Source organism: Hydrogenophaga sp. (assembly GCF_051860785.1).
In the GTDB taxonomy this organism is placed as follows: Bacteria; Pseudomonadota; Gammaproteobacteria; order Burkholderiales; family Burkholderiaceae_C; genus Hydrogenophaga.
This window is the reverse complement of record NZ_JBIMLB010000002.1, coordinates 241469-263797: the sequence shown is the minus strand read 5'-3', so window position 1 is coordinate 263797 and position 22329 is coordinate 241469. Positions and strand designations below refer to the sequence as shown.

The 22329-nt window shown below is 65.2% G+C and carries 22 protein-coding genes; 14 read left to right on the top strand and 8 right to left on the bottom strand.

Features of this window, described 5'->3' with window-relative positions:
- The first annotated feature begins 7 nt into the window (after window positions 1–7).
- The 12 genes from ACTIF6_RS04290 to ACTIF6_RS04235 all read left to right on the top strand — a co-directional run bounded on the left by ACTIF6_RS04290 (window position 8) and on the right by ACTIF6_RS04235 (window position 11283).
- Complete coding sequence (locus ACTIF6_RS04290; RefSeq protein WP_439586770.1) at window positions 8–973, top strand: dihydrodipicolinate synthase family protein; 966 nt, start codon at window positions 8–10, stop codon at window positions 971–973.
- 19 nt (window positions 974–992) lie between these two features.
- Complete coding sequence (locus ACTIF6_RS04285) at window positions 993–2102, top strand: cupin domain-containing protein (RefSeq protein WP_439586769.1); 1110 nt, start codon at window positions 993–995, stop codon at window positions 2100–2102.
- Between the two features lie 29 nt (window positions 2103–2131).
- Window positions 2132–2605, top strand: coding sequence for an aromatic-ring-hydroxylating dioxygenase subunit beta (locus ACTIF6_RS04280; RefSeq protein ID WP_439586768.1), 474 nt, complete (start codon window positions 2132–2134; stop codon window positions 2603–2605).
- A gap of 26 nt (window positions 2606–2631) precedes the next feature.
- Window positions 2632–3942: an aromatic ring-hydroxylating oxygenase subunit alpha gene (locus ACTIF6_RS04275; RefSeq protein ID WP_439586767.1), complete on the top strand. Its 1311-nt coding sequence runs from the start codon at window positions 2632–2634 to the stop codon at window positions 3940–3942.
- A complete protein-coding gene (locus ACTIF6_RS04270) occupies window positions 3939–4478 on the top strand; it encodes a MarR family winged helix-turn-helix transcriptional regulator (protein WP_439586766.1) in 540 nt (179 codons plus the stop codon). Before ACTIF6_RS04275 ends, ACTIF6_RS04270 begins: the two co-directional genes overlap by 4 nt.
- Before the next feature lie 30 nt (window positions 4479–4508).
- Window positions 4509–5990, top strand: coding sequence for an aldehyde dehydrogenase family protein (locus ACTIF6_RS04265; protein ID WP_439586765.1), 1482 nt, complete (start codon window positions 4509–4511; stop codon window positions 5988–5990).
- 71 nt (window positions 5991–6061) lie between these two features.
- Window positions 6062–7378, top strand: coding sequence for a Rieske 2Fe-2S domain-containing protein (locus ACTIF6_RS04260; protein ID WP_439586764.1), 1317 nt, complete (start codon window positions 6062–6064; stop codon window positions 7376–7378).
- Between the two features lie 4 nt (window positions 7379–7382).
- A complete protein-coding gene (locus tag ACTIF6_RS04255) occupies window positions 7383–8372 on the top strand; it encodes an ABC transporter substrate-binding protein (protein WP_439586763.1) in 990 nt (329 codons plus the stop codon).
- 33 nt (window positions 8373–8405) lie between these two features.
- A complete protein-coding gene (locus tag ACTIF6_RS04250) occupies window positions 8406–9347 on the top strand; it encodes a PDR/VanB family oxidoreductase (protein ID WP_439586762.1) in 942 nt (313 codons plus the stop codon).
- A complete protein-coding gene (locus ACTIF6_RS04245) occupies window positions 9344–10531 on the top strand; it encodes a Gfo/Idh/MocA family protein (RefSeq protein WP_439586761.1) in 1188 nt (395 codons plus the stop codon). The genes ACTIF6_RS04250 and ACTIF6_RS04245 overlap by 4 nt, the downstream gene beginning before the upstream one ends.
- Before the next feature lie 17 nt (window positions 10532–10548).
- On the top strand, window positions 10549–11067 hold the full coding sequence (locus ACTIF6_RS04240; protein ID WP_439586760.1) for a MarR family winged helix-turn-helix transcriptional regulator: 519 nt from the start codon (window positions 10549–10551) through the stop codon (window positions 11065–11067).
- Between the two features lie 36 nt (window positions 11068–11103).
- A complete protein-coding gene (locus ACTIF6_RS04235; RefSeq protein WP_439586759.1) occupies window positions 11104–11283 on the top strand; it encodes a hypothetical protein in 180 nt (59 codons plus the stop codon).
- Window positions 11284–11302: 19 nt separating this feature from the next.
- Here the strand turns inward: ACTIF6_RS04235 and ACTIF6_RS04230 are convergent, their stop codons facing one another.
- The 8 genes from ACTIF6_RS04230 to gcl form a co-directional block, all read right to left on the bottom strand.
- Window positions 11303–11650 carry a DUF2894 domain-containing protein gene (locus ACTIF6_RS04230; protein ID WP_439586758.1) on the bottom strand — a complete coding sequence of 116 codons (348 nt, stop codon included), beginning with the start codon at window positions 11648–11650 and terminating at the stop codon, window positions 11303–11305.
- Entirely contained in the window at window positions 11643–12305 is a 663-nt protein-coding gene (locus ACTIF6_RS04225) for an OmpA family protein (RefSeq protein ID WP_439586929.1), read from the bottom strand. Before ACTIF6_RS04225 ends, ACTIF6_RS04230 begins: the two co-directional genes overlap by 8 nt.
- Complete coding sequence (locus ACTIF6_RS04220; protein ID WP_439586757.1) at window positions 12305–14170, bottom strand: hypothetical protein; 1866 nt, start codon at window positions 14168–14170, stop codon at window positions 12305–12307. Before ACTIF6_RS04220 ends, ACTIF6_RS04225 begins: the two co-directional genes overlap by 1 nt.
- Window positions 14171–14181: 11 nt before the next feature.
- Window positions 14182–14835, bottom strand: coding sequence for a DUF3348 family protein (locus ACTIF6_RS04215; protein ID WP_439586756.1), 654 nt, complete (start codon window positions 14833–14835; stop codon window positions 14182–14184).
- A gap of 70 nt (window positions 14836–14905) precedes the next feature.
- Complete coding sequence (locus ACTIF6_RS04210) at window positions 14906–16231, bottom strand: glycerate kinase type-2 family protein (RefSeq protein ID WP_439586755.1); 1326 nt, start codon at window positions 16229–16231, stop codon at window positions 14906–14908.
- A gap of 27 nt (window positions 16232–16258) precedes the next feature.
- Window positions 16259–17203: a 2-hydroxy-3-oxopropionate reductase gene (locus ACTIF6_RS04205; protein WP_439586754.1), complete on the bottom strand. Its 945-nt coding sequence runs from the start codon at window positions 17201–17203 to the stop codon at window positions 16259–16261.
- A 12-nt stretch (window positions 17204–17215) separates the two neighbouring features.
- Window positions 17216–18013, bottom strand: a complete 798-nt coding sequence (gene hyi / locus ACTIF6_RS04200) for a hydroxypyruvate isomerase (RefSeq protein ID WP_439586753.1) — start codon at window positions 18011–18013, stop codon at window positions 17216–17218.
- 19 nt (window positions 18014–18032) lie between these two features.
- Window positions 18033–19820, bottom strand: a complete 1788-nt coding sequence (gene gcl, locus ACTIF6_RS04195; protein ID WP_439586752.1) for a glyoxylate carboligase — start codon at window positions 19818–19820, stop codon at window positions 18033–18035.
- A 136-nt stretch (window positions 19821–19956) separates the two neighbouring features.
- Between gcl and ACTIF6_RS04190 the strand changes: the two genes are divergently transcribed.
- Both ACTIF6_RS04190 and ACTIF6_RS04185 read left to right on the top strand, forming a co-directional pair.
- A complete protein-coding gene (locus ACTIF6_RS04190; protein ID WP_439586751.1) occupies window positions 19957–20871 on the top strand; it encodes a LysR family transcriptional regulator in 915 nt (304 codons plus the stop codon).
- Window positions 20868–22328 (top strand): 8-oxoguanine deaminase, encoded by a 1461-nt coding sequence (locus ACTIF6_RS04185; RefSeq protein ID WP_439586750.1) that lies wholly within the window; start codon window positions 20868–20870, stop codon window positions 22326–22328. The genes ACTIF6_RS04190 and ACTIF6_RS04185 overlap by 4 nt, the downstream gene beginning before the upstream one ends.
- Window position 22329 lies beyond the last annotated feature (1 nt).

Here is a 22329-nt window from a genome sequence, read left to right as displayed (position 1 = left end):
AGCAAACATGAAGATCACGATGCAGGATATTCGCGGCGTGGTGGGCATCATCCCGACGCCCGCCACCGCCGACGCAGAAAGCTGGGAGGCCACCAACACGGTGGAGCTGGAACAGACCGAAAAGATGGTGCGCGCCGTGGTGGATGCCGGTGTGGATGTGGTGATGACCACCGGCACCTTTGGCGAATGCGCCACGCTCACCTGGGACGAGTTGCGCACCTTCACCGATGCGGTGGTCCGCGCGGTGGGTCGCAGCTGCCCGGTGTTTGCCGGGGTAACCACGCTCAACACGCGCGACACGATCCAGCGTGGCAGGGAACTCATGGGACTTGGCGCCGACGGGCTTTTCGTGGGCCGCCCGATGTGGCTGGCCATGGACGATGTGGCCATCCTGCGCTTCTATCGAGACGTGGCCAGCGCTTTGCCCGGCGTACCGCTGGTTGTGTACGACAACCCCTCAGCGTTCAAGGGGAAGATATCACGCGACCTCTACCTTGCGCTGGCGCAGATTCCGGAGGTGGTCGCAGCCAAGCACGTGGGTGGGCCTGCATTGGCTACCGACATGCGGGCGGTAGGCGACCGCATCCGGTTGCTGCCGCTGGAGATCGACTGGTACAAGCTGGCTCAGGAATTTCCCGACCAGGCGCTGGCCTGCTGGTCGGGCAGCGTCGCGTGTGCGCCAGCGCCCATGGTGGCACTGGCCAAGGCAGTGACCTCTCGAGACTGGGCCGCAGCCAAGACCATCAGTGACAAGCTGAACTGGGCGGTGCAGCCCATGTTTCCGGGTGGTGACCTCTCCAAGTTCATGGACTACAGCATTCAGCTGGGGCATGTGCGTTTTCGTGAGGCCGGTCTTTTCAATCCCGGCCCCTCGCGGCCACCCTACCTGGAAGCGCCAGCCGACTATGTGGAAGGTTCACGCATCTGTGGTCAGCGCTGGTCCAGTCTTCAGCGTGAATTTGCCGGCGCTTGACGTGCCAGAAAGGACTTTCATGAACCACCCTTCGTTTCCGGCGGCTTCCAAGAGCATGAAGCAGTTTGACCAGGATCTCGCCGAGGTCTCGATTCGTGGACAGTGGCAATACGATGAGATGCTGGAGCGCCTGATCGGCGGTCCCAAGACCACGGCCGTTCCCATGGTCTGGCCATGGGCACTTGTGCATCGCAAGCTCATGGAGTCCTGCGAAATCATGCCCGAGAGCTTCACCGCACGACGCAACCTCTCTTTTATCAACCCCGGTCTCGAGCGCGGCGGCACCTCGCAGACGCTGCTGGCTGGCATGCAGGCGGTCAAGCCAGGCGAAGTGGCCTGGGCCCATCGCCATCCGATCTCGGCACTTCGCTTCGTGATCGAGGGCGACCCACTGCTCTACACCGTGGTCGAAGGCGAGAAACTTCCGATGGAGGCCAACGACCTGGTGCTCACACCGGCCTGGACCTGGCACGACCACCACAACGAGAGCGATCATTTGGGCATGTGGCTCGACGTACTGGATGTGCCACTCATGCTCTCGCTCGGCCAGATGGCGTATGAGCCTCTGGGCGAAACGACCCAGCCCATCCGGACCGAACGCCGCGATTACGCAAGCGAGCGCGTGGGTATGGTGCGGCCCCAGTGGGAGAAGCCTGTAGCGGGAGCCCTTCCACTTCGCTTTCCCTGGGCCACTGTCAAGCCCCAACTCGACCTGTTTTCCCAAGGGCAGGGCAGTCCCTGTGACGACGTGATCCTGGAATACGTTGACCCCATGCATGGGGGGTCGGTGCTGCCTACGCTGCGCTGCTGCGTGCAGCGACTGCGACCGGGATTCTCGGGCCAACGCGTGCGCCGCACCGCGAGCACGGTGTACTACGTGATTGAAGGAGAGGGCACAACCGTGGTAGGTGACACCGAACTTCACTGGGGTCCGCGAGATGTGTTCGTGGTGCCCACATGGGCATGGCACGAGCACCGCCATCGCGACGGTCAAGAGGGCGCGGTTCTCTTCTCGGTCAGCGACGCACCGCTTCTTGAATCGGCTCGGCTGTATCGCGAGGAACCGGCACAAGCCGGCGAAAGAGCCTCGCCACCCCCGCCCCCTCTCCAGACCCAGCCCGCGCCTTGAAAACCACATTACTTGCAGGGAGACCCAGCATGCCCGAGTTGACGTTGCAACAGCGCGTTGAAGACCACTACAAGCGTTACGCCGAGACACTCTGCGACCTCCAGATCGAACAGTGGCCGTCGTACTTCACCGACGACTGTCTTTACCGGCTGGTGCCGCGGACCAACCACGACCGGGGATTGCGCATCGGCCCGATGTTTGCCGAAAGCAAAGGTGCGCTCACCGATCGTGTGGTCGCCATCCGGGAAACTCTGGTGTATTCCGCGCGCAGCGTGACGCACCTCGTCAGCGGCGTTCGCGTCGTCGATGGCGAAGGCGAAGGCGTGCAATGCCGCAGCATGATCGTGGTCTATCAGACGCTGATCGATGGCATCACCCAACTGCAGCTCGTGGGCCGCAGCTTCGACGTCGTGGATGCCAGCGGCCCCGAACTCCGCTTCAGGGAACGGTTGGTCGTCTTTGACACCGAGCTGCTGTCCGGCGCACTGGTCTACCCCGTTTGAAGAACCTACCGAACTGGTGAATGCACATGAACGACACCTGCCCCCACGCCATGGCCCCTGGCGAATCCTCCGACAGCGCGAGCGAACTGCACCCGATCAAGATCTGGCCTCGCAAAGACAGCTCGCGCGTGCCGCTGTGGGTCTACAGCGACGAAGACAACTACCGTCGTGAGCTGGAAGCCATCTTCTATGGCCCGCACTGGCACATGGTGGGGCTGGAGAGCGAAATCCCCAAGCCCGGCGACTTCAAACGCGCGACCATTGGCGAGCGCTCGGTCATTGTGACCCGCACCGAGTCGGGCGAACTCAGTGTGCTGCTCAACAGCTGTGCACACCGTGGTGTGGAGATCTGCCAGTCCAGCTTCGGCTCGCAGAAGGAGATCATGTGTCCCTACCACCAGTGGACATACAACCTCAGCGGCAAGCTCATGGGGGTGCCATTTCGACGCGGCGTCAAGGGGAAGGGGGGCTTCCCCGAGGATTTCGATCCCGCCCAGCACGGCCTGCGCGCACTCAAGGTCGAGAGCGTCAACGGCGCCATCTTCGCCAGCTTCGATCACGAAACTCCTCCGCTGCCCGAATACCTGGGCGAGGGAAACTACCAGTACCTCACCCGTATCTTCAACGGCCGCAAGGCCGTGGTGCTGGGGTATCAGCGCCAGCGCATCAAAGGCAACTGGAAGCTCTACATGGAGAACATCAAGGACCCGTATCACGCTTCGCTGCTGCACGTGTTCCTGATCAGTTTCGGTCTTTACCGCATCGACCAGAAAGGCGTGACGATCACCGACGAGCGCACGCTCGCTCACAACGTGTTCGCCTCCATGCGCAACCCTGCCAGCGAGACTGCTGGCACCGAGGACATGAAGTCGTACCGCAAGGACCTCAAGCTCAACGACATGCGGCTGGTCACGGGTGCCAAGGAGTTCGATGACGATGTCACCATCCAGATCCAGACGATATTTCCCGATCTGGTGCTGCAACAGCAAGGCAACAGCCTGCAGATGCGCTATGTGATCCCACGCGGACCCGATGAATTCGAGCTGCAGTGGACCTACTTCGGCTACGAGGACGACGACGAGGAAACCACCCTGCGCCGCCTGCGCCAGGCGAACCTCACCGGCCCGTCGGGGTTCGTCTCGGTCGACGACACCGAGGTGCTGGAGTACTCAGGTTCCGGCATTCGCTCCAATCCCTCGCAGGTGGCCGTGCTTGAACTCGGGGGGAGGGAAGGCTCCGCCCCTCCTGATGGCAACATGGTGACCGAGGGCCCGATCCGTGGCTTCTACGAGTACTACCGGCGCGTGATGTACCCCAACACGGAGAAAACCCGTTGAGCCCCACGACATCCAATGGTGCAACGGGTCTGGGTCCAGGTGTGGATGACAGCCTGGGCTTCCTGATCTGTGACAGTGCGCGCTATGTGCGCCGCGTGCTGTATGCGCGCCTGGCACCCTACGGCATACCAGGGTCATGCTGGTTCGTGCTTCGCGTCCTCTGGCAGCGCGACGGGATCTCGCAGCGCGAGCTCAGCGAGCGCCTGGGTCTTGCCGAACCCGCCGTGGTCATGACACTGCGCGGTATGGAGCGCCTGGACCTCGTTCAACGCACCCGTGACGCAGCGGATCGCCGCCGCATGAAAGTGTGCCTGACCGTGCGCGCACGCGCGCTGGAGCCCGAGCTCATGGCGGTGGCCGAGGACGTCAACAACACCATGCTGTCGGCACTTGGGGGGGGCAACGACGCCGTGGTCAAAAGCTGCCTGCGGGCCATACGAGGGCAATTGGCCAAATCGTGCGAAGGAGTGCTCGCACCTTCCGCCGATGACGCCGCCAACGACCTGCTCGGGCTGGCGCCGGTCTCTTCGAAGTAGCACCCAGCAAGAGCAGGACAGGAAGCACACATGACAGCAACGACGCATGACGCACTTTCTCTGGACTCGGTGCTCCCCCACGAGCGCCGCCTCTACGCCGGTGGACAATGGATCGATCCGCTGGGCGGTTATCTGGACACGCTCAATCCAGCCACCGGTGATTCTCTCGGGCCTTGTGCGCACGCCAACGCCGCCGATGTGGACCGCGTCGTGCAGGCAGCACAAAGGGGCTTCGAAGTCTGGCGCTCGATCAAGCCGCTGGAACGAGCAGCACTGCTGCGGCGCATTGCCCAGGTATTGCGAGACAACGCAGCCGAACTCGCGCTGATCGATGCGGCCAACTGTGGAAACCCAGTGCGTGAAATGGGAAATGATGCGCTGATTGCCGCTGCCCAGGTGGACTACTTCGCAGGCCTGGTGACCGAGATCAAAGGCGACACCATTCCCATGGGTGATGGGGTGATCAACATGACGGTGCACGAGCCCCTGGGCGTATGCGCGCGCATTGTGGCCTACAACCATCCACTCATGTTTGTTGCGGGCAAGCTCGCGCCCGTGCTGGCCGCTGGCAACGCCGCGATCATGAAAGCTCCCCATCAAGCTCCTCTCTCCACCTACCGCCTCATGGAGCTGCTCCACGGCATCCTGCCCGACGGCGTGCTCAACATCGTGACGGGAGGCGTCGAGGCGGGCCAGGCGCTGGTCGATCATCCATTGGTCCAGCACGTCGCGTTGATCGGTAGCGTGCCTACCGGACGCGCTATCGCACGCACTGCAGCCCAACGCCTCAAGAAGGTGTCGCTGGAGCTCGGCGGCAAGAACGCCTGCATCATCTACCCGGACGCCGACCTGGCCAAGGCCACCAAGGGCGCGGTGGATGGCATGAACTTCACATGGTGTGGCCAGTCCTGCGGATCTACTTCGCGCCTGTTTGTGCATGACTCGGTGTACGACGAGGTGGTGGCCGGCATGCTCGAGCTGGTCAAGCACTTCCGGCCGGGCCTGCCAACCGACATGACCACGACCATGGGTGCCCTGATCTCTCGCGAGCACTTTGACAAAGTCATGCGCTGTATCGACATGGCTCATGCCGACGGCGCGCGCCTGATCCATGGAGGCAAGCGACCGGAGAACCCCGCCCTGGTCAATGGGCACTTCATCGAACCCACCTTGTTCGACGGCGTGACGCAAGACATGCGCATTGCGCATGAGGAAGTCTTCGGTCCGGTCCTCTCCATCCTGCGCTGGCACGACGAAGACGAGATGATCGCGCAGGTCAATGCCGTGGAGTACGGTCTCACTTGTTCGATCTGGACCAGCAGCCTGGCCCATGCCCACCGCACCGCTTCGCGTGTGCAGGCAGGCTATGTGTGGGTGAACAACGTCAGCCGCCATTTCATCGGTGCACCGTTCGGTGGCTACAAGCAATCCGGCATCGGGCGGGAAGAGTCGATCGACGAGCTCTTTCACTATTCCCAGGTCAAGAACATCAACATCACCCTCGAGCCTTGAGTGGCTCCTGGATCGAGGGTGAATCACATCTTGAACTTAGATATCTAACCATAGAACGAAGGAACATTGCCATGTTGACGCCGCAAGAGAACGACCTGCTTTGCAGGGTGGAGGGCGATGCGCCCATGGGACAGCTCATACGCCGCCATTGGTTGCCGGTGTGTCTGCGGGAAGAAGTGTCCGAGCCCGACGGTGCTCCGGTCCGCTCTCGCATGCTCGGCGAAGATCTGGTGGTGTTCCGAGACACCGAGGGACGGGTGGGTGTGATGGACGAGTACTGTCCGCACCGCCGCGCCTCGCTCGTGCTCGGCCGCAATGAGGACTGTGGCCTGCGCTGCCTCTACCACGGCTGGAAGATGGACGTGCATGGCAACGTGCTGGAGATGGCCTCCGAGCCAGGTGCCAGCGCCCTGGTCGAGAAGGTCAAGCACAAAGCCTACCCCACGCACGAGTGGGGTGGCATGGTGTGGGCGTACATGGGCCCAGCCGAGACCATGCCGGCATTCGCACCGCCAGCCTGGGCGCCCACTGCCGACGCTCGGGTGAGCATCGCCAAGGTCGTTCTTCCTTGCAACTGGGCACAGGTACTTGAAGGGGCCATTGACTCCGCCCACAGCTCCAGTCTGCATTCCTCGGACATGGTGCCCGCACGTGTCGGCGGTGCGGAGGCAAACGAGAAGAACTGGCTGCGCCCGTCGACCGACAAGGCGCCGCGCATGCAGGTTCAGCGCGCAGGCTACGGCTTTCGCTACGCCGCCTTGCGCCGTCCCATCAAGGACGCCGCAACGCACGACTATGTGCGCACCACAGTGTTTGTTGCACCGTCCACCGCATTGATCCCTCCCAACAACCTCTACAACGTGGCTAACGTGAACGTACCGATGGACGACACGAACACGGCCTTCTATTTCATCGCCTGGGGCCATCCCTCGCAGACACCTGAAACCGAGAGTTGGCGCAAGTTCTTGCGCCAGACCGTGGGGGTGGACCTGGATGAGCAATATCGGCCTCTGCGCAAACGGAGCAACGCCTTCTGGCAGGATCGTCAGGCCATGAAGGCAGGAAACTTCACAGGCATCACGGGGTTTCCCAACCAGGATCTGGCCATGTGGGTGACGATGGGACCCATCGCGGACCGAAGCCGCGACAGATTGGGCGCAAGTGATCAAGCCATTGTGGAGTTCCGCCGCCAGATGCTGGAGGCGCTGCAACGGTTCAATGCCGGAGAACCCGCCATCGGCACGGGTGCAATGGCCATACCCAGGGACGTCTGCGCCTACCAGGCGATCGTGCCAAAGGCCACCGACTGGCGCACACACGAGGCGCGCCCCGTCTGGCTGGACAAGGTGCAGCCCACCCTGGAACCCAGCTACCTTGTGCAGGGCTGAACCGATGGGACGACTGCAACTTTCGGTGGCCATGGGCGACTACGACCGTACCCGCGCGCTCTACGACGGGCGTGTGCTGATCGACGGCGTGGACCCGATCTACATGCTCCTCAACCCAGAAGAGATGTTTTTCCGGGCAATGCGCAGTCGAGACTTCGATATCGCTGAGCTCTCGTTTTCCAGCTACGTGGTCAAACTCGCTCGCGGTGACTGCCCCTACATTGCCGTGCCTGTCTTTCTCTCACGCGCGTTCCGGCATACCTCGATCTATGTGCGCAAAGACAGGATTCGAACACCTGAGGACCTCAAGGGTTGCAGGGTGGGTGTGCCGGAATACCAGCTGTCGGCCATCGTATGGGCGCGCGGCATACTAGAAGAGGACCACGGTGTGAGTCCCCGAGATATTCGATGGGTGCGTGGCGGCATCGATACACCCGGACGGCCGGAGAAGATCGGTCTGGAACTGCCATCAGACATCCGGTTGGAAAACGCGCCAGAGGGTGTGACGATCTCCGAAATGCTCGACCGGGGCGAGATCGACGGTTTCATCGCACCGCGTCCACCTGGCGGTCGGGCGTTGCACAACCCTGATGTAGGTTGGCTGTTCGATGACCCCACTGCCGTGGCCAAGGCGGCATACCACCGTACAGGCGTGTTTCCGATCATGCATCTTGTGGGCGTACGCCGGAGCCTGGCCGAGCAACACCCCTGGCTTCCAAACGCGGTGCAGAAAGCCTTTGGCCAGGCCAAACAGCTTGCGCTGCAACAACTGGAAGACACGTCGGCCACAAAAGTCACCCTGCCTTTCGTGGAGGAACAAGTCAAGGCAGCACGCGCCCTGATGGGCGACGATTTCTGGTCATACGGCGTTCAGCCCAACCGCGCCACGCTGGAAATGTTCCTGCGACAGCATCACCTGCAAGGGCTTTCGCCCAGGCAACTGAAGGTGGAAGAGTTGTTCCACTCCTCCACATATGAAACCTACAGCATCTGATCTTCAGCCATGAGTGAGGCATTACCATCCTTCATGCCGTTGCGCATCGCGCGGGCGTTGCGCGCCGCAGAGGGTATCCGATCGTTCGAACTGGTCGACCCCGGCGGTGGCGAGCTGCCAGCCTTCACGCCCGGAGCGCACATCAAATTGCGCACGCCTGCGGGTCTGCTTAGAAAGTACTCACTTTGCAATCATCCGCAGGAGCGCAACCGCTACGTCATTGCCGTCAAACGCGACGCCACAGGTCGAGGCGGCTCCATCAGTATGGTGGATGAAGCGAAGGACGGTGACCTCATCGAGGTCCTGCCACCCGAAAACGCGTTTCGTCTTTCACGGGGCGCGCGCTCCAGCCTGTTTATCGCCGGCGGTATAGGTATCACGCCTATCCTCTCCATGATCCGCTCGCTGCAGGATACGCATGCGATCAACTGGAAACTTCTCTACCTCTCGCGACACGCCAACCAGACTGCCTTCTTGCAGGAGCTTGGCGAACTCGACCAGGGCGGTCAGGTGGTGGTCCACCACGACGAGGGAGATCCGTCGCAGATATTGGATCTCTGGCCTTCTCTTGAAAAACCCAAGTCCGATCAACATGTGTATTGCTGCGGGCCGAGACCGCTGATGGAGGCGGTACGAGACATGACAGGTCATTGGGCTGCCGGCCGCGTGCATTTCGAGAGCTTTGTCGATGGTGGCGTGCCGCGCCGCGAAGACACTGAGTTCAGTGTGCACCTGGCAAGGTCGGGCCATCGTTTGACGGTACCGGTAGGGCGGTCGATCCTCGAGGTGGTACGCGAAGCTGGTTGCCAGGTGGCTGCATCGTGCGAAAGCGGGACCTGCGGGACCTGCCGTACAGCGTTGCTGTCTGGCCAGGCCGATCATCGGGACATGGTGCTCATGCCGGAAGAAGTCGACACCCAGATCATGTTGTGTGTGTCGCGAGCGCATGGCGCTGAACTGACTCTGGACCTGTGAGCGAGGCGCCCGTACGGATTGGTGTGATCGGTCTGGGGCGGGCCTTCACGCTCATGTTGCCGACATTCCTGGCTGATCCACGCGTGCGTCTTGTGGCTGCCTGCGACCCACGCGAAGCGCCTCGCCAGCAGTTCTTGCGTGACTTCGGGGGCCATGTCTGGGACACGGCCGAAGCGCTTTGCGCCGATTCAACCGTTGAACTGATTTACGTTGCCAGCCCTCACCAGCTTCATGTGGTGCACACAGCATTGGCGGCCCAGCACGGAAAACACGTGCTGGTCGAGAAGCCCATGGCCTTGAGCCTGGAAGATTGCGACAGGATGATCCAGGCCTGTGCATGTGCTGGCGTGCATCTGATCGTGGGCCATTGCCACAGCTTCAACACACCCTACCTTCGCACCCGTGAACTGGTGCGAAGCGGACGCTATGGGAGCGTGCGCATGATTCACGCCATGAATTACACCGATTTCCTGTACCGACCTCGGCGCCCAGAGGAGTTGCAAACGGAAGAGGGCGGTGGCGTGGTGTTCAGTCAGGCCGCACATCAGATCGACATCGTGAGACTCCTGGCTCTGGGAAGCATCGTTCGCGTGAGGGCCATCACCGGGCGTTGGGACGAGACGCGCCCGACTGAAGGCGCCTACGCAGCTTTGCTGTGGTTTGACAATGGATGCTTTGCCAACCTGGTCTACAGCGGCTACGCGCATTTCGACAGTGATGCCTGGTGCGGAGGCATCGGCGAAATGGGCCAGGCTCGACAAGCCAACGAGCACCAGGCGACGCGCGCTCGACTGGCTGGTCTGGGTAGTGCCGCCACAGAAGCCATCCAGAAGGCCAGGGCAGCCTATGGCGGTAACCTCTATCAGCCGCCTGATCCGTCGGCGCACCCCGTCGCTCATCAGCACTTCGGGCCTATCATCGTGACTTGCGAGCAGGCCGACCTGTGCCCACTTCCCGATGCGATTCATGTGCATGGCAATCAGTCGCACGAGCGGCTGTTCCTGGCCAGACCCCCCATTCCCCGCGCAGAAGTGATCGACGAGCTGGTTCTGGCGCTTCGGTCGGGGAAGGCTCCATTGCACAACGGACCTTGGGCTCGTGAGACGATACAGGCGTGTCTGGCTCTTCTGCGTTCGGCGGAGCTGGGCAAGGACGTCGCACTCAAACCTTACGAGGACGAATGAACCCGAAGAAAAATGCCATGAGCGAACACGATGCAGAGGGAGTCGTGCGTGTCTTCCGGCACTGGCACGAAGCGGTACCCAACGACCGAATGGCCCACCTGGTCAAAGATGCCACCCGATGTTTTCTGAGAGCGTTGCAGGTACGACTTGCACGCCACCACGTGCAGTTGGGCCACTGGACCTTCCTGCGGATTCTGTGGCAGCGCGATGGCCTCACCAAGCGCGAGCTCAGCATGGAGGCCGGTTTGATGGAGCCTACGACGTTCGTGGCGCTGCGAGCCATGGAATCGCTGGGATATGTGTCGTTGGAGCGCAAGGCAGAGAACCGCAAGAACATCTATGTCTACCTGACGCCAATGGGACGCCAGTTGAAGGACACGCTGGTGCCGCTGGCTGAAGAAGTGAACGCCATTGCCCTTCGAGGCGTGGACATTCAGGACGTTGCTGCAACGCGGCGCTGCCTGCTGGCAGCCATCGACAATCTCTCGGCAGACGAGTTCCTGCCCGGCACCGACCTGCCAGACGTACAGATCTGAGTCGATCTGGAGAGTGGCAGGCGCTTCGACGGCCCCATGAACGCCACATCTATTCAGGCGTTCACCCGCTCCTGGCTCATGCGCTCGATCATCGCGCTCACCGATCCGCTGCTCACGCCCTTTCTTTCGGACGCCGACATGCCCCACAACGCCACCGGCAAGAGCCTGCACCGCGTGTTGCGGCAGCGACTGACGGAAGCAACGGTGTCGGGCTAAGCGGTGGCCGCGGCCATGCTCATCGCCTCTGCCGCACCGCCCTGCCCTTGCCCGCTGGCTGCTTGAGCCTGCTGCCCGCCTGATCCAGCCACAGCAGGCTGTCCGCGTGCGCCACGAACCGCCGCAGGTAGTCCGGCGACAGCGCCTGCATCAGGCTCAGCGTGCGCAGCACCAGCATGTGCGAGTTGAGCGGGCCGGCGTTCTCGGGGCCGCGTTGCACGGCTTCGGTCACCTGGTCTTCGGTGGCGATGCGGGCCCAGGTTTCGCGGAAGGCCTGCACGCTGCGGAGTTCGGCGCCCGGCGGGCTGAGGCTGGCGATGTGCTGGTTGAGCCGGGCCAGCGGTGAAGGCGCAGCCTTGTCACTCACGGGTCGGTGCCTTCGATGGAGCGGCCTTGGGCACCGGTGCCATTTCCACCCGTCGGTTGAGCGCCCTGCCCTTTTCGTCGGCGTTGGAGGCCACGGGCTGCTCGGCGCCGAAGGCAGCACTGAACACGCGCTGCGGCGGCATGCCTTCCTGGATGAGGGCGCGGGTGACGGTGAGGGCGCGCTGGGCGGAGAGTTCGAGGTTGTCGGCAAAGCGCTGGTTGGTGCTCTGCACGGGACGGTCGTCGGTGAAACCGCTGACCATCAGCATCTCGTCGCGCTCGCCCAGGTACACCTGCAGCGGGGGCACCAGGCTTTGCAGGATCTGCCGGCCTTCGGGGCGCAGCTCGTCGGAGTTCAAGGCGAAGAGCACGCTGCCGCTGATGCCGATGCGGCCGTTGTCCAGCGTCACGCGGCCGTTCTGCAGCGGGATCGCCAGCGCCTTCTCCAGGGCCATGCGGCGCTGCTCTTCCTGCTGGCGCTTCTGCACCTCGGCCTGCAGGCTGGCCACCAGGTCCATCTGCACCACGAGCACACCCACCAGGATGAGCACGAAGGCACCGACCAGGCCCGACATGAGGTCGCCGAACACGGCCCACACGGGCGCGGTGCGGTCGGTGCCGTCGTCGTCGATGGCGCGGTCGTCCAGGCCGGTCATCATGCGATCGCCTTTTTCTCCGCCTTCGCCGTTGGTTCGGCGCTGCGCAGGCGGCGCAGGTCTTCCAGAATGCCTTGCTGAGAGGTGATGCTGAGGTCGATCACCTCGCGCGCCTGGGCCACGTAGTAGGCGAGCTGTTCGTCGCTGCGGGCGATGGACTGGCTCACCGCACTTTCGATGCCCTGCAAGCTGGCGATCAGTTTTTCGTTGGTGGTGCTGAAGAGCCGCACGCCTTCGCCGAAGGCCTCGCCCAGGCGGGCAAGTTCGATGGCGCTGCCGCTCACCTGCGTGGCCACGTCCTCGGCGCGCACGGCCTGGGCACCCACCGTCTCGGCGAACTGCCGGCCCACCTGGTCGAGCACGGCGCTGGCCGAGCCCACCAGCGATTCGATGGCCGAGCGCTGCTCGCCAGTGGCGGCCTCCACGCTCTTGAGCAGGCCGTCGATCTGGTTCATGAGCTCGGCGCGTTCCTGCAGCGCGCGGTTGTCCCGCTCGGTGAGCTGGCTCATGTCGTGTCGCAGTTGCGCGATCACTTCCGCAGCGGCCTTGGGCGCTTCGGCCGCGGTTTGCAGCAGGTTTTGCATGAGCGCTTCGCCCCGCGCCGATTCTTCGGCGCGCAGGGTGGCGAGCTCGTTGCGCCAGAGGGTGGCGGTCTGCGCCAGCTGGTCCGCCGCCGCCTGCTGTTGGGCGACGGTCTGCGCCCCGGCTTGCTGCCATTCGCTTTGCAGCGTGGTGGCCAGGCCCTGCAGGGCTTGCGTCCAGGCGGCCTGCTTCTGCTGATCGGCTGCGGTTTGCGCGGTGTGCGATCGGCTCACGGTGTCCTGAACGCTGGCCACCATGGTGGCGCAGCGCTGTTCAAAGTCCTGGGTGAAGCGGCCCAGGCGCTCGGTCAGTCCGGACATCTGCGTGTGCACCGCATCGCTCACGCGTTCGTGCAGTCGGGTGGTGTCCTGCGCGATGGCGCTCATGGCGTTGCTCACCACCGGTTGCAGGCTCTCGCCGGCCGCGCGGGCGCTCGCGGCCAGGTTGTCTTTCAGCGATTGCTCCACCGAGCGGGCCAGGCCGCTGTAGGCCTGCGCCGCTTCCTGGTGGAACTGCGCCTGCCGCGCCAGCAGCTGTTCGTCCAGCTGCTGGCTGCGGCGCTCCATCTGCTCGATGAGTGTGCTGAGCTGGTTGGCCACCGCAGGCAGTGCACCCGCCTGCTGCTGCAGGGCCTTGAAGGCTTCCTGCCGCTGATGCGCCAGCGAGAACGGGCGCAGCGTGGTGGCGGCCAGCGCATCCAGTTGCCGCGCCACGTCCTGCCGTTCGCGCCGGCTGACGGCGGACATGAGGCCGAGCATGGCCGAGGTGGCCACGCCCACCACCGAGGTACCGAAGGCCAGGCCCAGGCCCTTGATGGGCGCGGCCAGTGCCGAGCGGATGGCCTGCAGATCGGCCGAGCCTTCGAGCGTGAACACCACACCCTTGAAGGTGACCACCATGCCTAGGAACGTGCCAAGCATGCCCAGCATCACCAGCAGGCCGATGAGGTACGGCGTGAGCGCCAGCCCCGGCAGGGCACCGCGCTCGCCTTCGATGCGCTGGCGCACGGCGTTCTGCAGCGCGGGCGGCACGTGCACGAGCCAGTCGCCCAGTTGCTCCAGCGGTTGGGGCACGTTCGCCAGCGCCTGCGCGAGCGACGCGGTGACCGCGCGAAAGCGCCGGATCTCCTGCGCACCGATCATGTAGACGGCGCCGATCAGCGCGGTCATGGCCAGGGCGATGCCACCGGTTCCCACGAAGCCCACGCCCACCCAGGCGATGGCGGCAAGACCGAGGACAAAGGCGAAGATCAGGAACCAGCGGTTCAAGGTGGGGCTGCTCATAGGGGAGGCGTTCAGTTCGTTGCTTGGGTCAGCGCTTCAACCAGGCCCGTGACGGGCTGCAGGCGCAGTTCCAGTTCGGCGCGCAGCGTCTGCTGGAGGTCGTGTTCGAAAAGGGGTGGCCAGCCTTCCGGCTCGGCCTGGCGCAGGTGTTGAAAGCGGGTTTTCAGGAAGGCGGGCACACCGGCCAGCAACTTCTGTTCACGCCCGCCGAGCATCTGGTCCAGCACGGCATCGAGCGCGGCGAGTTGCGCCAGGCGGGGCGTGGCCTGGGCCAGGGTCTGGCGCAGGTGGCCCCTGAGAGCGTCGATGGCCATTTCCATACGGCGCTGCTGATCGAGGTAGCGCTGGTGGTGCGGCGCGAATTCGGTGTCGGCTGCGTGCACGGGATGGATGGGCGGCGCCGCAATGGCTTTGGACAAGGTGGCACGCACACCTTGCAGTTCGGCCTGCGCGGCGCCCGCGTCCACCGGCTTGCCGGGCCGACGGCGGGTCTGGATGGCAGGCAGGCTCTGGTGCGCCGAATGCAGCGCAATCGCGTCCGCCACGTTCAGCCATTCACCCAGGCGTTCGCCCACGTCCTGCCGGGGCGCGGTATCGGCCTCGGGAGGCAACCAGGCGGCGAGCTGCCGCACCAGCGGGGAACGGTTGAAATGGCTGTAACGCAAACAGGTTTCCTTTGGAACACTTCGCCCGGCGGGTGCATGCCACCGCCCGCCGGGGCCGCGCCAGGGTCGATCAGACCACCAGCACGGCGCGGAAGTCGTTCACGTTGGTGTGCGTCGGCCCGGTGATGACGAGATCGCCAATGGGCTGGAAAAAGCCGTAGGCGTCGTTGCGGGCCAGGTGGTCGGTGATTTTGAGGCCTTGGGCACTGGCCCGAGCGAGCGTGTCGGGCGTGACCAGCGCGCCCGCATTATCTTCCACCCCGTCGATGCCGTCGGTATCGGCCGCCAGCGCCCACACGCCGGCCTGAGCACCCAGCGCCTGCGCCAGGCCCAGGCAGAACTCACCGGCGCGCCCGCCGCGGCCCCGGGCCTGTCCCTCGGCGCGGGGGCGCACCGTGACCGTGGTTTCGCCGCCGCTGAGGATGACGCAGGGCTTGGCGAAACTGCTGCGGCCCAGCGCGGTGGACCGCGCCAGCGCGGCGTGCACCTTGCCGACCTCGCGCGACTCGCCTTCGATCTCGTCGCTGAGCAGCACCACGTTCAGGCCCAGCGCGCGCGCCGCCGCCGCGGCGGCCTCCAGGCTCTGCTGCGGTGTGGCGATCAGTTGCACCTCGTGCCCTTGCAGGCGCGGGTCACCGGGCTTGGGGGTTTCCAGTTCGCCGCTCTCCAGCCGGGCGCGCGCAGGGGCGGGCACGTCGATCCCATACCGGCTCAGGATGTCCAGCGCCTCGGCACAGGTAGAGGCATCCGCGACGGTGGGGCCACTGGCGATCACGCTCACGTCGTCGCCCGGCACATCGCTGATGGTGAGCGTGACCAGGCGCGCCGGCGCACACGCTGCCGCGAGGCGGCCACCCTTGATGCGCGAGAGGTGCTTGCGCACCGTGTTCATCTCGCCGATGTGCGCACCGCTCTCCAGCAGTTGCCGGTTGATGCGCTGCTTGTCTTCCAGCGTGAGGCCTTCGCAGGGCAGCGTGAGCAAAGCCGAGCCGCCCCCGGAGATGAGGCAGAGCACCAGGTCGTCTGCCGTGAGGCCGTCGGCCAGCTTCAGGATGCGCTGGGCCGCGTCCAGCCCGGCCGCGTCGGGCACCGGGTGCGAGGCTTCCACCACCTCGATGCGCTGTGGCAGGCCTTCGGGGCGCGGGGGCGTGTGGTGGTAACGCGTGACGACCAAGCCGCTGAGCGGGGCGTCTGCCGGCCAGAGGGCTTCCACCGCCTGCGCCATGGCACCGCCCGCCTTGCCCGCACCCAGCACCAGGGTGCGGCCTTTGGGGGGTTTGGGCAGGTGGGCTGCCGTGTTGTGCAGAGGCAGTGCGCGCTGCACCGCCACGTCGTACAGGTGGCGCAGCAGGGCGCTGGGGTCGTTCAGGGAGGGGGTGGCATTCGGCTGGGGCATGGCGGCAAGTTTAGTGCCCGGGCGCCCTCACCCCGGTTGCTGGTCCCCGGAGGCGATCTCGTGGCCCGCCATCATCTCCAGGCTGCGGCACAGCGCGGAGTGGTCCAGCCCGGCCATGCCGTGCGCGGCGCAGCTCTGCAGCAGCTGGGCCGCGCTCGCGGTGTGGGGCAGGCTCACGCCCAGTTCCTTCGCACCCTGCAGCGCCAGGTTCAGGTCCTTCTGGTGCAGTTCGATGCGGAAACCCGGGTTGAAGGTGCGCTTGACCATGCGTTCGCCGTGCACCTCCAGAATGCGGCTGGCCGCGAAGCCGCCCATGAGCGCCTGACGCACCTTGGCCGGGTCGGCGCCGGCCTTGCTCGCGAACAGCAGGGCTTCGGCCACGGCCTCGATGTTGAGCGCCACGATGATCTGGTTCGCCACCTTGGTGGTCTGCCCGTCGCCGTTGCCGCCGACCAGCGTGATGTTCTTGCCCATGGCGGCGAACAGCGGCTGCGCACGATCAAACGCGGCCTGCGGCCCGCCGACCATGATGGTCAGGCTCGCGGCCTTGGCGCCCACCTCGCCACCACTCACCGGTGCATCGAGGTAGTCGCAGCCCAGCGCGTTGATCTTCTGCGCGAACTGTTTGGTGGCCATGGGGCTGATGGAGCTCATGTCGATCACCAGCTTGCCCACCCGGCCGTCCGGGCCGGTTGCACTGTCTTTCAGGCCTTTGGCCACGCCGGTCTCGCCGAACAGCACGTCCTCCACGTGCGGCGTGTCGGGCACCATGATGATCACGATGTCGGCGCGCTTCGCCACCTCGGTGGCGTTGGTGCAGACGGTGGCGTCCTGCTCCGCAAAAGCGGCGGGGATCTTTCCACGGCTGGCGACGAAGAGCGCGTGCCCGGCCTTGAGCAGGTTCAGTGCCATGGGCGCGCCCATGATGCCCAGACCGACGAAGCCGACCTTGATGGCGTTGTTCGATGTCATGCGTTCGTGTCCTTACAGGGTCTGGTGGTGCGCAGCGACCCAGGCCAGGCCCTTGTCGGTGCCGCCGGGGCCGGCGTCGCGCGGCTTGTACTCGCAGCCGATGTGACCGGTGTAGCCGAGCTCATCGATGCGATCGAAAAGGTAGCGGTAGTGGATCTCGCCCGTGCCCGGCTCATGGCGGCCCGGTGTATCGGCCAGTTGCATGTGGGCGATGCGCGGCAGCAGGTCCTTGATGGTGTTGGCCAGTTCGCCTTCCATGCGCTGCGCGTGGTAGATGTCGTACTGCAGGAAGAGGTTGTCGGAACCCACTTCATCCAGGATCTCGATCGCCTGGCGCGGACGGTTCACGAAGAAGCCGGGTATGTCGAAATGGTTGATGGGCTCGAGCAGCAGGCGCACACCCTGTTGCTTCGCGGCCTCGGCGGCAAAGCGCAGGTTGCCCACCAGCGTGGCGTGTGCCTGGGCGCGGCTCGCGCCGGCGGGCGGAATGCCGGCCATGCAGTGCAGGCTGGGTGAACCGAGCGCGGTGGCGTATTGCAGAGCCAGCGTCACGTTGGCGCGGAACTCGTCTTCGCCACCCGGCCAGCAGGCCTTGCCGCGTTCGCCGGCGGCCCAGTCGCCGGCGGGCATGTTGTGCAGCACCAGCTGCAGGCGGTTCTCTTTCAGACGCTGCGCGATCTCCTCGGCCTTGAAGTCGTACGGAAACAGGAACTCCACGGCCTTGAAACCGGCGCGCGCGGCGGCGGCGAAACGGTCCAGGAACGGCAGCTCGTTCCAGAGCATGGAGAGGTTGGCGGCGAACTTCGGCATGGCTTCGTTTCCTTGTTGTTCAGTCCAGCAGGCCGACCGTTTCGAGGCCTTGAGGGGCACGGCAGTCGATGGCCTCGAATTCGTTGATCTTGTCGATCTCGGTGCCCATGGCGATGTTGGTGACGCGCTCGAGTATGCATTCCACCACCACCGGCACACGGTGCTCCTGAGCCATCTGCTGCGCCTGGCGGAAAGCGCCTTGTAGCTTCTCGGGATCGGTCACGCGCAGTGCCTTGCAACCGAGGCCCTCGACCACGGCGACGTGGTCCACGCCGTAGCCGCGCAGCTCACCGGCTTCCTCGCCCATGTTCTGGTTGTCGAAGGCGAGCTGCACGCAGTAGTCCATGTCGAAGCCGCGCTGGCTCTGGCGGATCAGCCCCAGGTAGGAGTTGTTCACCAGCACGTGCACATAGGGCAGGCGGAACTGCGCACCCACGGCGAGCTCTTCGATCAGGAACTGGAAGTCGTAGTCGCCCGAGAGCGCCACCACGTTCTTAGTCGGATCGGAGGCCACCACACCCAGCGCGGCCGGCAGCGTCCAGCCCAGCGGACCGGCCTGGCCACAGTTGATCCACTGGCGTGGGCCGTACACATGCAGGAACTGCGCCCCGGCTATCTGCGAGAGGCCGATGGTGCTCACGTACACCGTGTCGCGGCCGAACACCTGGTTCATCTCTTCGTACACGCGGTGCGGCTTCATGGGGATCTGTTCGAAGTGCGTCTGGCGCAGCATGAGGCGCTTGCGTTCGGCGCAGCGGCCGGCCCAGTTGGCGTAGCTCGGCCACTGGCCAGCGGCCTTGCGCTCACGCGCCACCTGCACGAAGAGTTCGAGTGCGCTTCTCGCATCGGAGACGATGCCGAAGTCCGGCTCGAACACGCGACCGATCTGCGTCGGTTCGATGTCCACGTGAACGAACTTACGGCCCTTGGTGTAGGTCTCGACCGAACCGGTGTGGCGGTTGGCCCAGCGGTTGCCGATGCCGATCACGAAGTCGCTCGCGAGCATGGTCGCATTGCCGTAGCGGTGGCTGGTCTGCAGGCCGACCATGCCGGCCATGAGTGGGTGGTCGTCGGGAATGGTGCCCCAGCCCATGAGCGTGGGAATCACCGGCACGCCGGTGAGCTCGGCGAACTCCACCAGCAGGTCGGCCGCATCGGCGTTGATGATGCCGCCGCCGGCCACGATGAGCGGCTTGGTGGAGGCCGCCAGCATGTCCAGCGCGCGCTCGACCTGCTTGCGGCTGGCCTGGGGCTTGTAGACCGGCAGCGGTTCGTAGGTGTCGGGGTCGAACTCGATCTGCGCCATCTGCACGTCGAACGGCAGGTCGATCAGCACGGGGCCCGGACGGCCCGAGCGCATGAGGTGGAAGGCCTGCTGGAACACGCGCGGCACCAGCGCGGGTTCGCGCACCGTCACGGCCCACTTGGTCACCGGCTTGGCGATGCTCTCGATGTCCACCGCCTGGAAGTCTTCCTTGTACAGCCGCGCGCGCGGTGCCTGGCCGGTGACGCAGAGGATGGGGATGCTGTCGGCCTGCGCGGAATACAGGCCGGTGATCATGTCGGTGCCGGCAGGGCCGCTGGTGCCGATGCACAGGCCGATGTTGCCGGCCTTGGCGCGCGTGTAGCCCTCGGCCATGTGCGAGGCGGCCTCCACATGCCGCGCCAGGATGTGCGAGATGCTGCCGCGCTCGCGCATGGCGGCGTAGAACGGGTTGATGGCGGCGCCGGGCACGCCGAAGGCCTGCGAGACGCCTTCCTTCTCCAGCACACAGATGGCGGCTTGCGCCGCAGTCATTCGAGCCATGGTGTGATTCCTTACCTGGGTTGGTGGACTGGTTCCGATGCTAGGCAGAAGCTTCTTCCTTGGGAATGACAGTGCAGGTACTTTGATTCGGTACTCCAGGTATGCAATCGCCCCAAACCGGCATTAACATGCGGCCATGGACCGTTTCAAGGAAATCGAAGCCTTCGTGCTGGTGATGGAGCACGGCAGCCTGGCCGCTGCCGCTCCGCACGCGGGCATCACCCCGGTGATGATGGGTCGGCGCATCGACGGGCTGGAACGCCGGCTGGGCACGCAGCTCATCCACCGTTCCACGCGGCGGCTGGCCCTCACCGAGCAGGGTGCTCGTTATCTCGACGAATGCCGCGCGCTGCTGGCGCAGTGGTCGGCGGCGGAGGCCACGGTGTCGGCGCAGAAGCACCGCGCCAGCGGCCACCTGGTGGTGTCAGCCCCGGCGGCGTTCGGCCGGCTGCACGTGGCGCCACACGCCAGCGCCTTCCTCAAGGCCAACCCCGAGGTGAAGATTTCCTTCAACCTCACCGACCGCGTGGTGGACCTGGTGCGAGAAGGCTACGACGTGGGCCTGCGCATCGGCGGCGCCATCGACCCCAACTTCGTGGCCGTGCACCTGGCCACCAACCAGCGCGTGGTGTGCGGCACGCCGGCCTACTTCCGCAAGCACGGAAAGCCCAAGACGCTGGACGATCTCAAACGCCACAACTGCCTGGCCTTCAACCTGCAAGGCGGCCAGCAGCGCGGCTGGTATTTCCAGCAGGACGGCAAGACCGTGACGGTGCGCGCCGAAGGCAACCTGGACTGCAACGACGGCGAACTGCTGCACCGCTGGGTGAGCGAAGGCCTGGGCCTGGGCTGGCGCTCCACCTGGGAAATCCAGGCGCAACTGCAGCGCGGCGAACTGGTGACCGTGCTCGACGATTTCGCCCTGCCCGCCTACGACATCCTGGCCGTGTACCCGCAGCAGCGTCACCTGCCGGCCAAGGTGCGGTTCTTCATCGACCACCTCAAGAAGGTTTACTCGCAGCCCGGCTACTGGCTGCGCGAGACGCCATGAACAACACCAGCCTGCTGATCCGGAACGCCACCTGCATCGCCACGTTCGACCATGCGGACCCGGCGCGGGGCCGCGAGTTGAAAGATGCCTCGCTGTTCGCGCGTGGCCCGCTCATCGAATGGATCGGCCCGGATGCCGAACTGCCCCAGGCGCTGCGCGACGAGGCGAACGAGGTGATCGATGCGCGGGGCCACCTGGTGACGCCAGGCCTGGTGAACACGCACCACCACATGTACCAGTCGCTGACCCGCGCCATACCCGGCGTGCAGGACGCCGAACTCTTCAGCTGGCTGCGCGGGCTCTACCCGATCTGGACCGGTCTCACCCCCGAGATGGTGCGCGTATCCACCCAGGTGGCCATGGCCGAGCTCCTGCTCTCGGGTTGCACCACCAGCAGCGACCACCTCTACATCTACCCCAACGGCGTGCGGCTGGAAGACAGCATTGAGGTGGCGCAGGCCGTCGGCATGCGGTTCCTCGCCACGCGCGGCAGCATGAGTGTTGGCGCCAGCGCCGGTGGCCTGCCACCGGACTCGGTGGTGGAGAAGGAAGATGCGATCCTGAAGGACAGCCAGCGCCTCATCGAGACCTGGCACGACCCACGACACGGCGCCATGCAGCAGGTGGCACTGGCGCCCTGCTCGCCGTTTTCCGTGAGCCCGGCGCTGATGCGTGAAAGCGCTGCGCTGGCGCGCTCCTTCAAGGGCCAGGGCGTGCGCCTGCACACCCACCTGGCCGAGAACGACCACGACATCGCCTACAGCCGCGAGAAGTTCAACAAGACGCCTGCGCAGTACGCGCAGGAGCTCGGCTGGCTGGGCGACGACGTGTGGCACGCGCACTGCGTGAAGCTCGACGACGAAGGCCTTTCGCTGTTCGCCGCCAGCCGCACCGGCGTGGCGCACTGCCCCTGCAGCAACATGCGCCTGGCCTCGGGCATTGCGCCCGTGCGCCGCATGCTGAACGCCGGCGTGCCCGTGGGCCTGGGCGTAGACGGCAGCGCCAGCAACGACGGCGCGCACATGGTCAACGAAGCGCGCCAGGCCCTGCTGCTGGCGCGCGTAGGGCGCGCGCTGCAAGCCCCCGAGACGCGCAACGGCAAGACCTTCTTCGGCTGCGACCTCGGCCCGGCCGAGATGACGGCGCGCGACGCGTTGCACATCGCCACGCGCGGCGGCGCGCAGGTGCTGGGCCGCTCGGACGTGGGCCACCTCGCGCCCGGCATGTGCGCCGACATCGCGCTGTTCGACCTGCGCACCCTGGGCTTTGCCGGCGGCGCGGTGCACGACCCGGTGGCCAGCCTGCTGCTGTGCGCCAGCCCGCTCGCCACGCACACGGTGGTGAACGGCAGGGTGGTGGTGCGCGACGGGCAGCTCACCACGGTGGACCTCGGCCCGCTGGTGGAGCGGCACAACCGGCTGGCGTTGCAGCTCGCGCACACCGCGCGCAGCGCCTGAA

Excerpts from the sequence above, each read along its gene's own strand:
- ACTIF6_RS04290 (WP_439586770.1), top strand. The coding sequence starts at position 8 with ATGAAGATCACGATGCAGGATATTCGCGGCGTGGTGGGCATCATCCCG.
- ACTIF6_RS04285 (WP_439586769.1), top strand. The coding sequence starts at position 993 with ATGAACCACCCTTCGTTTCCGGCGGCTTCCAAGAGCATGAAGCAGTTT.
- ACTIF6_RS04280 (WP_439586768.1), top strand. The coding sequence starts at position 2,132 with ATGCCCGAGTTGACGTTGCAACAGCGCGTTGAAGACCACTACAAGCGT.
- ACTIF6_RS04275 (WP_439586767.1), top strand. The coding sequence starts at position 2,632 with ATGAACGACACCTGCCCCCACGCCATGGCCCCTGGCGAATCCTCCGAC.
- ACTIF6_RS04265 (WP_439586765.1), top strand. The coding sequence starts at position 4,509 with ATGACAGCAACGACGCATGACGCACTTTCTCTGGACTCGGTGCTCCCC.
- ACTIF6_RS04260 (WP_439586764.1), top strand. The coding sequence starts at position 6,062 with ATGTTGACGCCGCAAGAGAACGACCTGCTTTGCAGGGTGGAGGGCGAT.
- ACTIF6_RS04255 (WP_439586763.1), top strand. The coding sequence starts at position 7,383 with ATGGGACGACTGCAACTTTCGGTGGCCATGGGCGACTACGACCGTACC.
- ACTIF6_RS04250 (WP_439586762.1), top strand. The coding sequence starts at position 8,406 with ATGCCGTTGCGCATCGCGCGGGCGTTGCGCGCCGCAGAGGGTATCCGA.
- ACTIF6_RS04240 (WP_439586760.1), top strand. The coding sequence starts at position 10,549 with ATGAGCGAACACGATGCAGAGGGAGTCGTGCGTGTCTTCCGGCACTGG.
- ACTIF6_RS04235 (WP_439586759.1), top strand. The coding sequence starts at position 11,104 with ATGAACGCCACATCTATTCAGGCGTTCACCCGCTCCTGGCTCATGCGC.
- ACTIF6_RS04225 (WP_439586929.1), bottom strand. The coding sequence starts at position 12,305 with ATGACCGGCCTGGACGACCGCGCCATCGACGACGACGGCACCGACCGC.
- ACTIF6_RS04220 (WP_439586757.1), bottom strand. The coding sequence starts at position 14,170 with ATGAGCAGCCCCACCTTGAACCGCTGGTTCCTGATCTTCGCCTTTGTC.
- ACTIF6_RS04210 (WP_439586755.1), bottom strand. The coding sequence starts at position 16,231 with ATGCCCCAGCCGAATGCCACCCCCTCCCTGAACGACCCCAGCGCCCTG.
- ACTIF6_RS04205 (WP_439586754.1), bottom strand. The coding sequence starts at position 17,203 with ATGACATCGAACAACGCCATCAAGGTCGGCTTCGTCGGTCTGGGCATC.
- hyi (WP_439586753.1), bottom strand. The coding sequence starts at position 18,013 with ATGCCGAAGTTCGCCGCCAACCTCTCCATGCTCTGGAACGAGCTGCCG.
- gcl (WP_439586752.1), bottom strand. The coding sequence starts at position 19,820 with ATGGCTCGAATGACTGCGGCGCAAGCCGCCATCTGTGTGCTGGAGAAG.
- ACTIF6_RS04190 (WP_439586751.1), top strand. The coding sequence starts at position 19,957 with ATGGACCGTTTCAAGGAAATCGAAGCCTTCGTGCTGGTGATGGAGCAC.
- ACTIF6_RS04185 (WP_439586750.1), top strand. The coding sequence starts at position 20,868 with ATGAACAACACCAGCCTGCTGATCCGGAACGCCACCTGCATCGCCACG.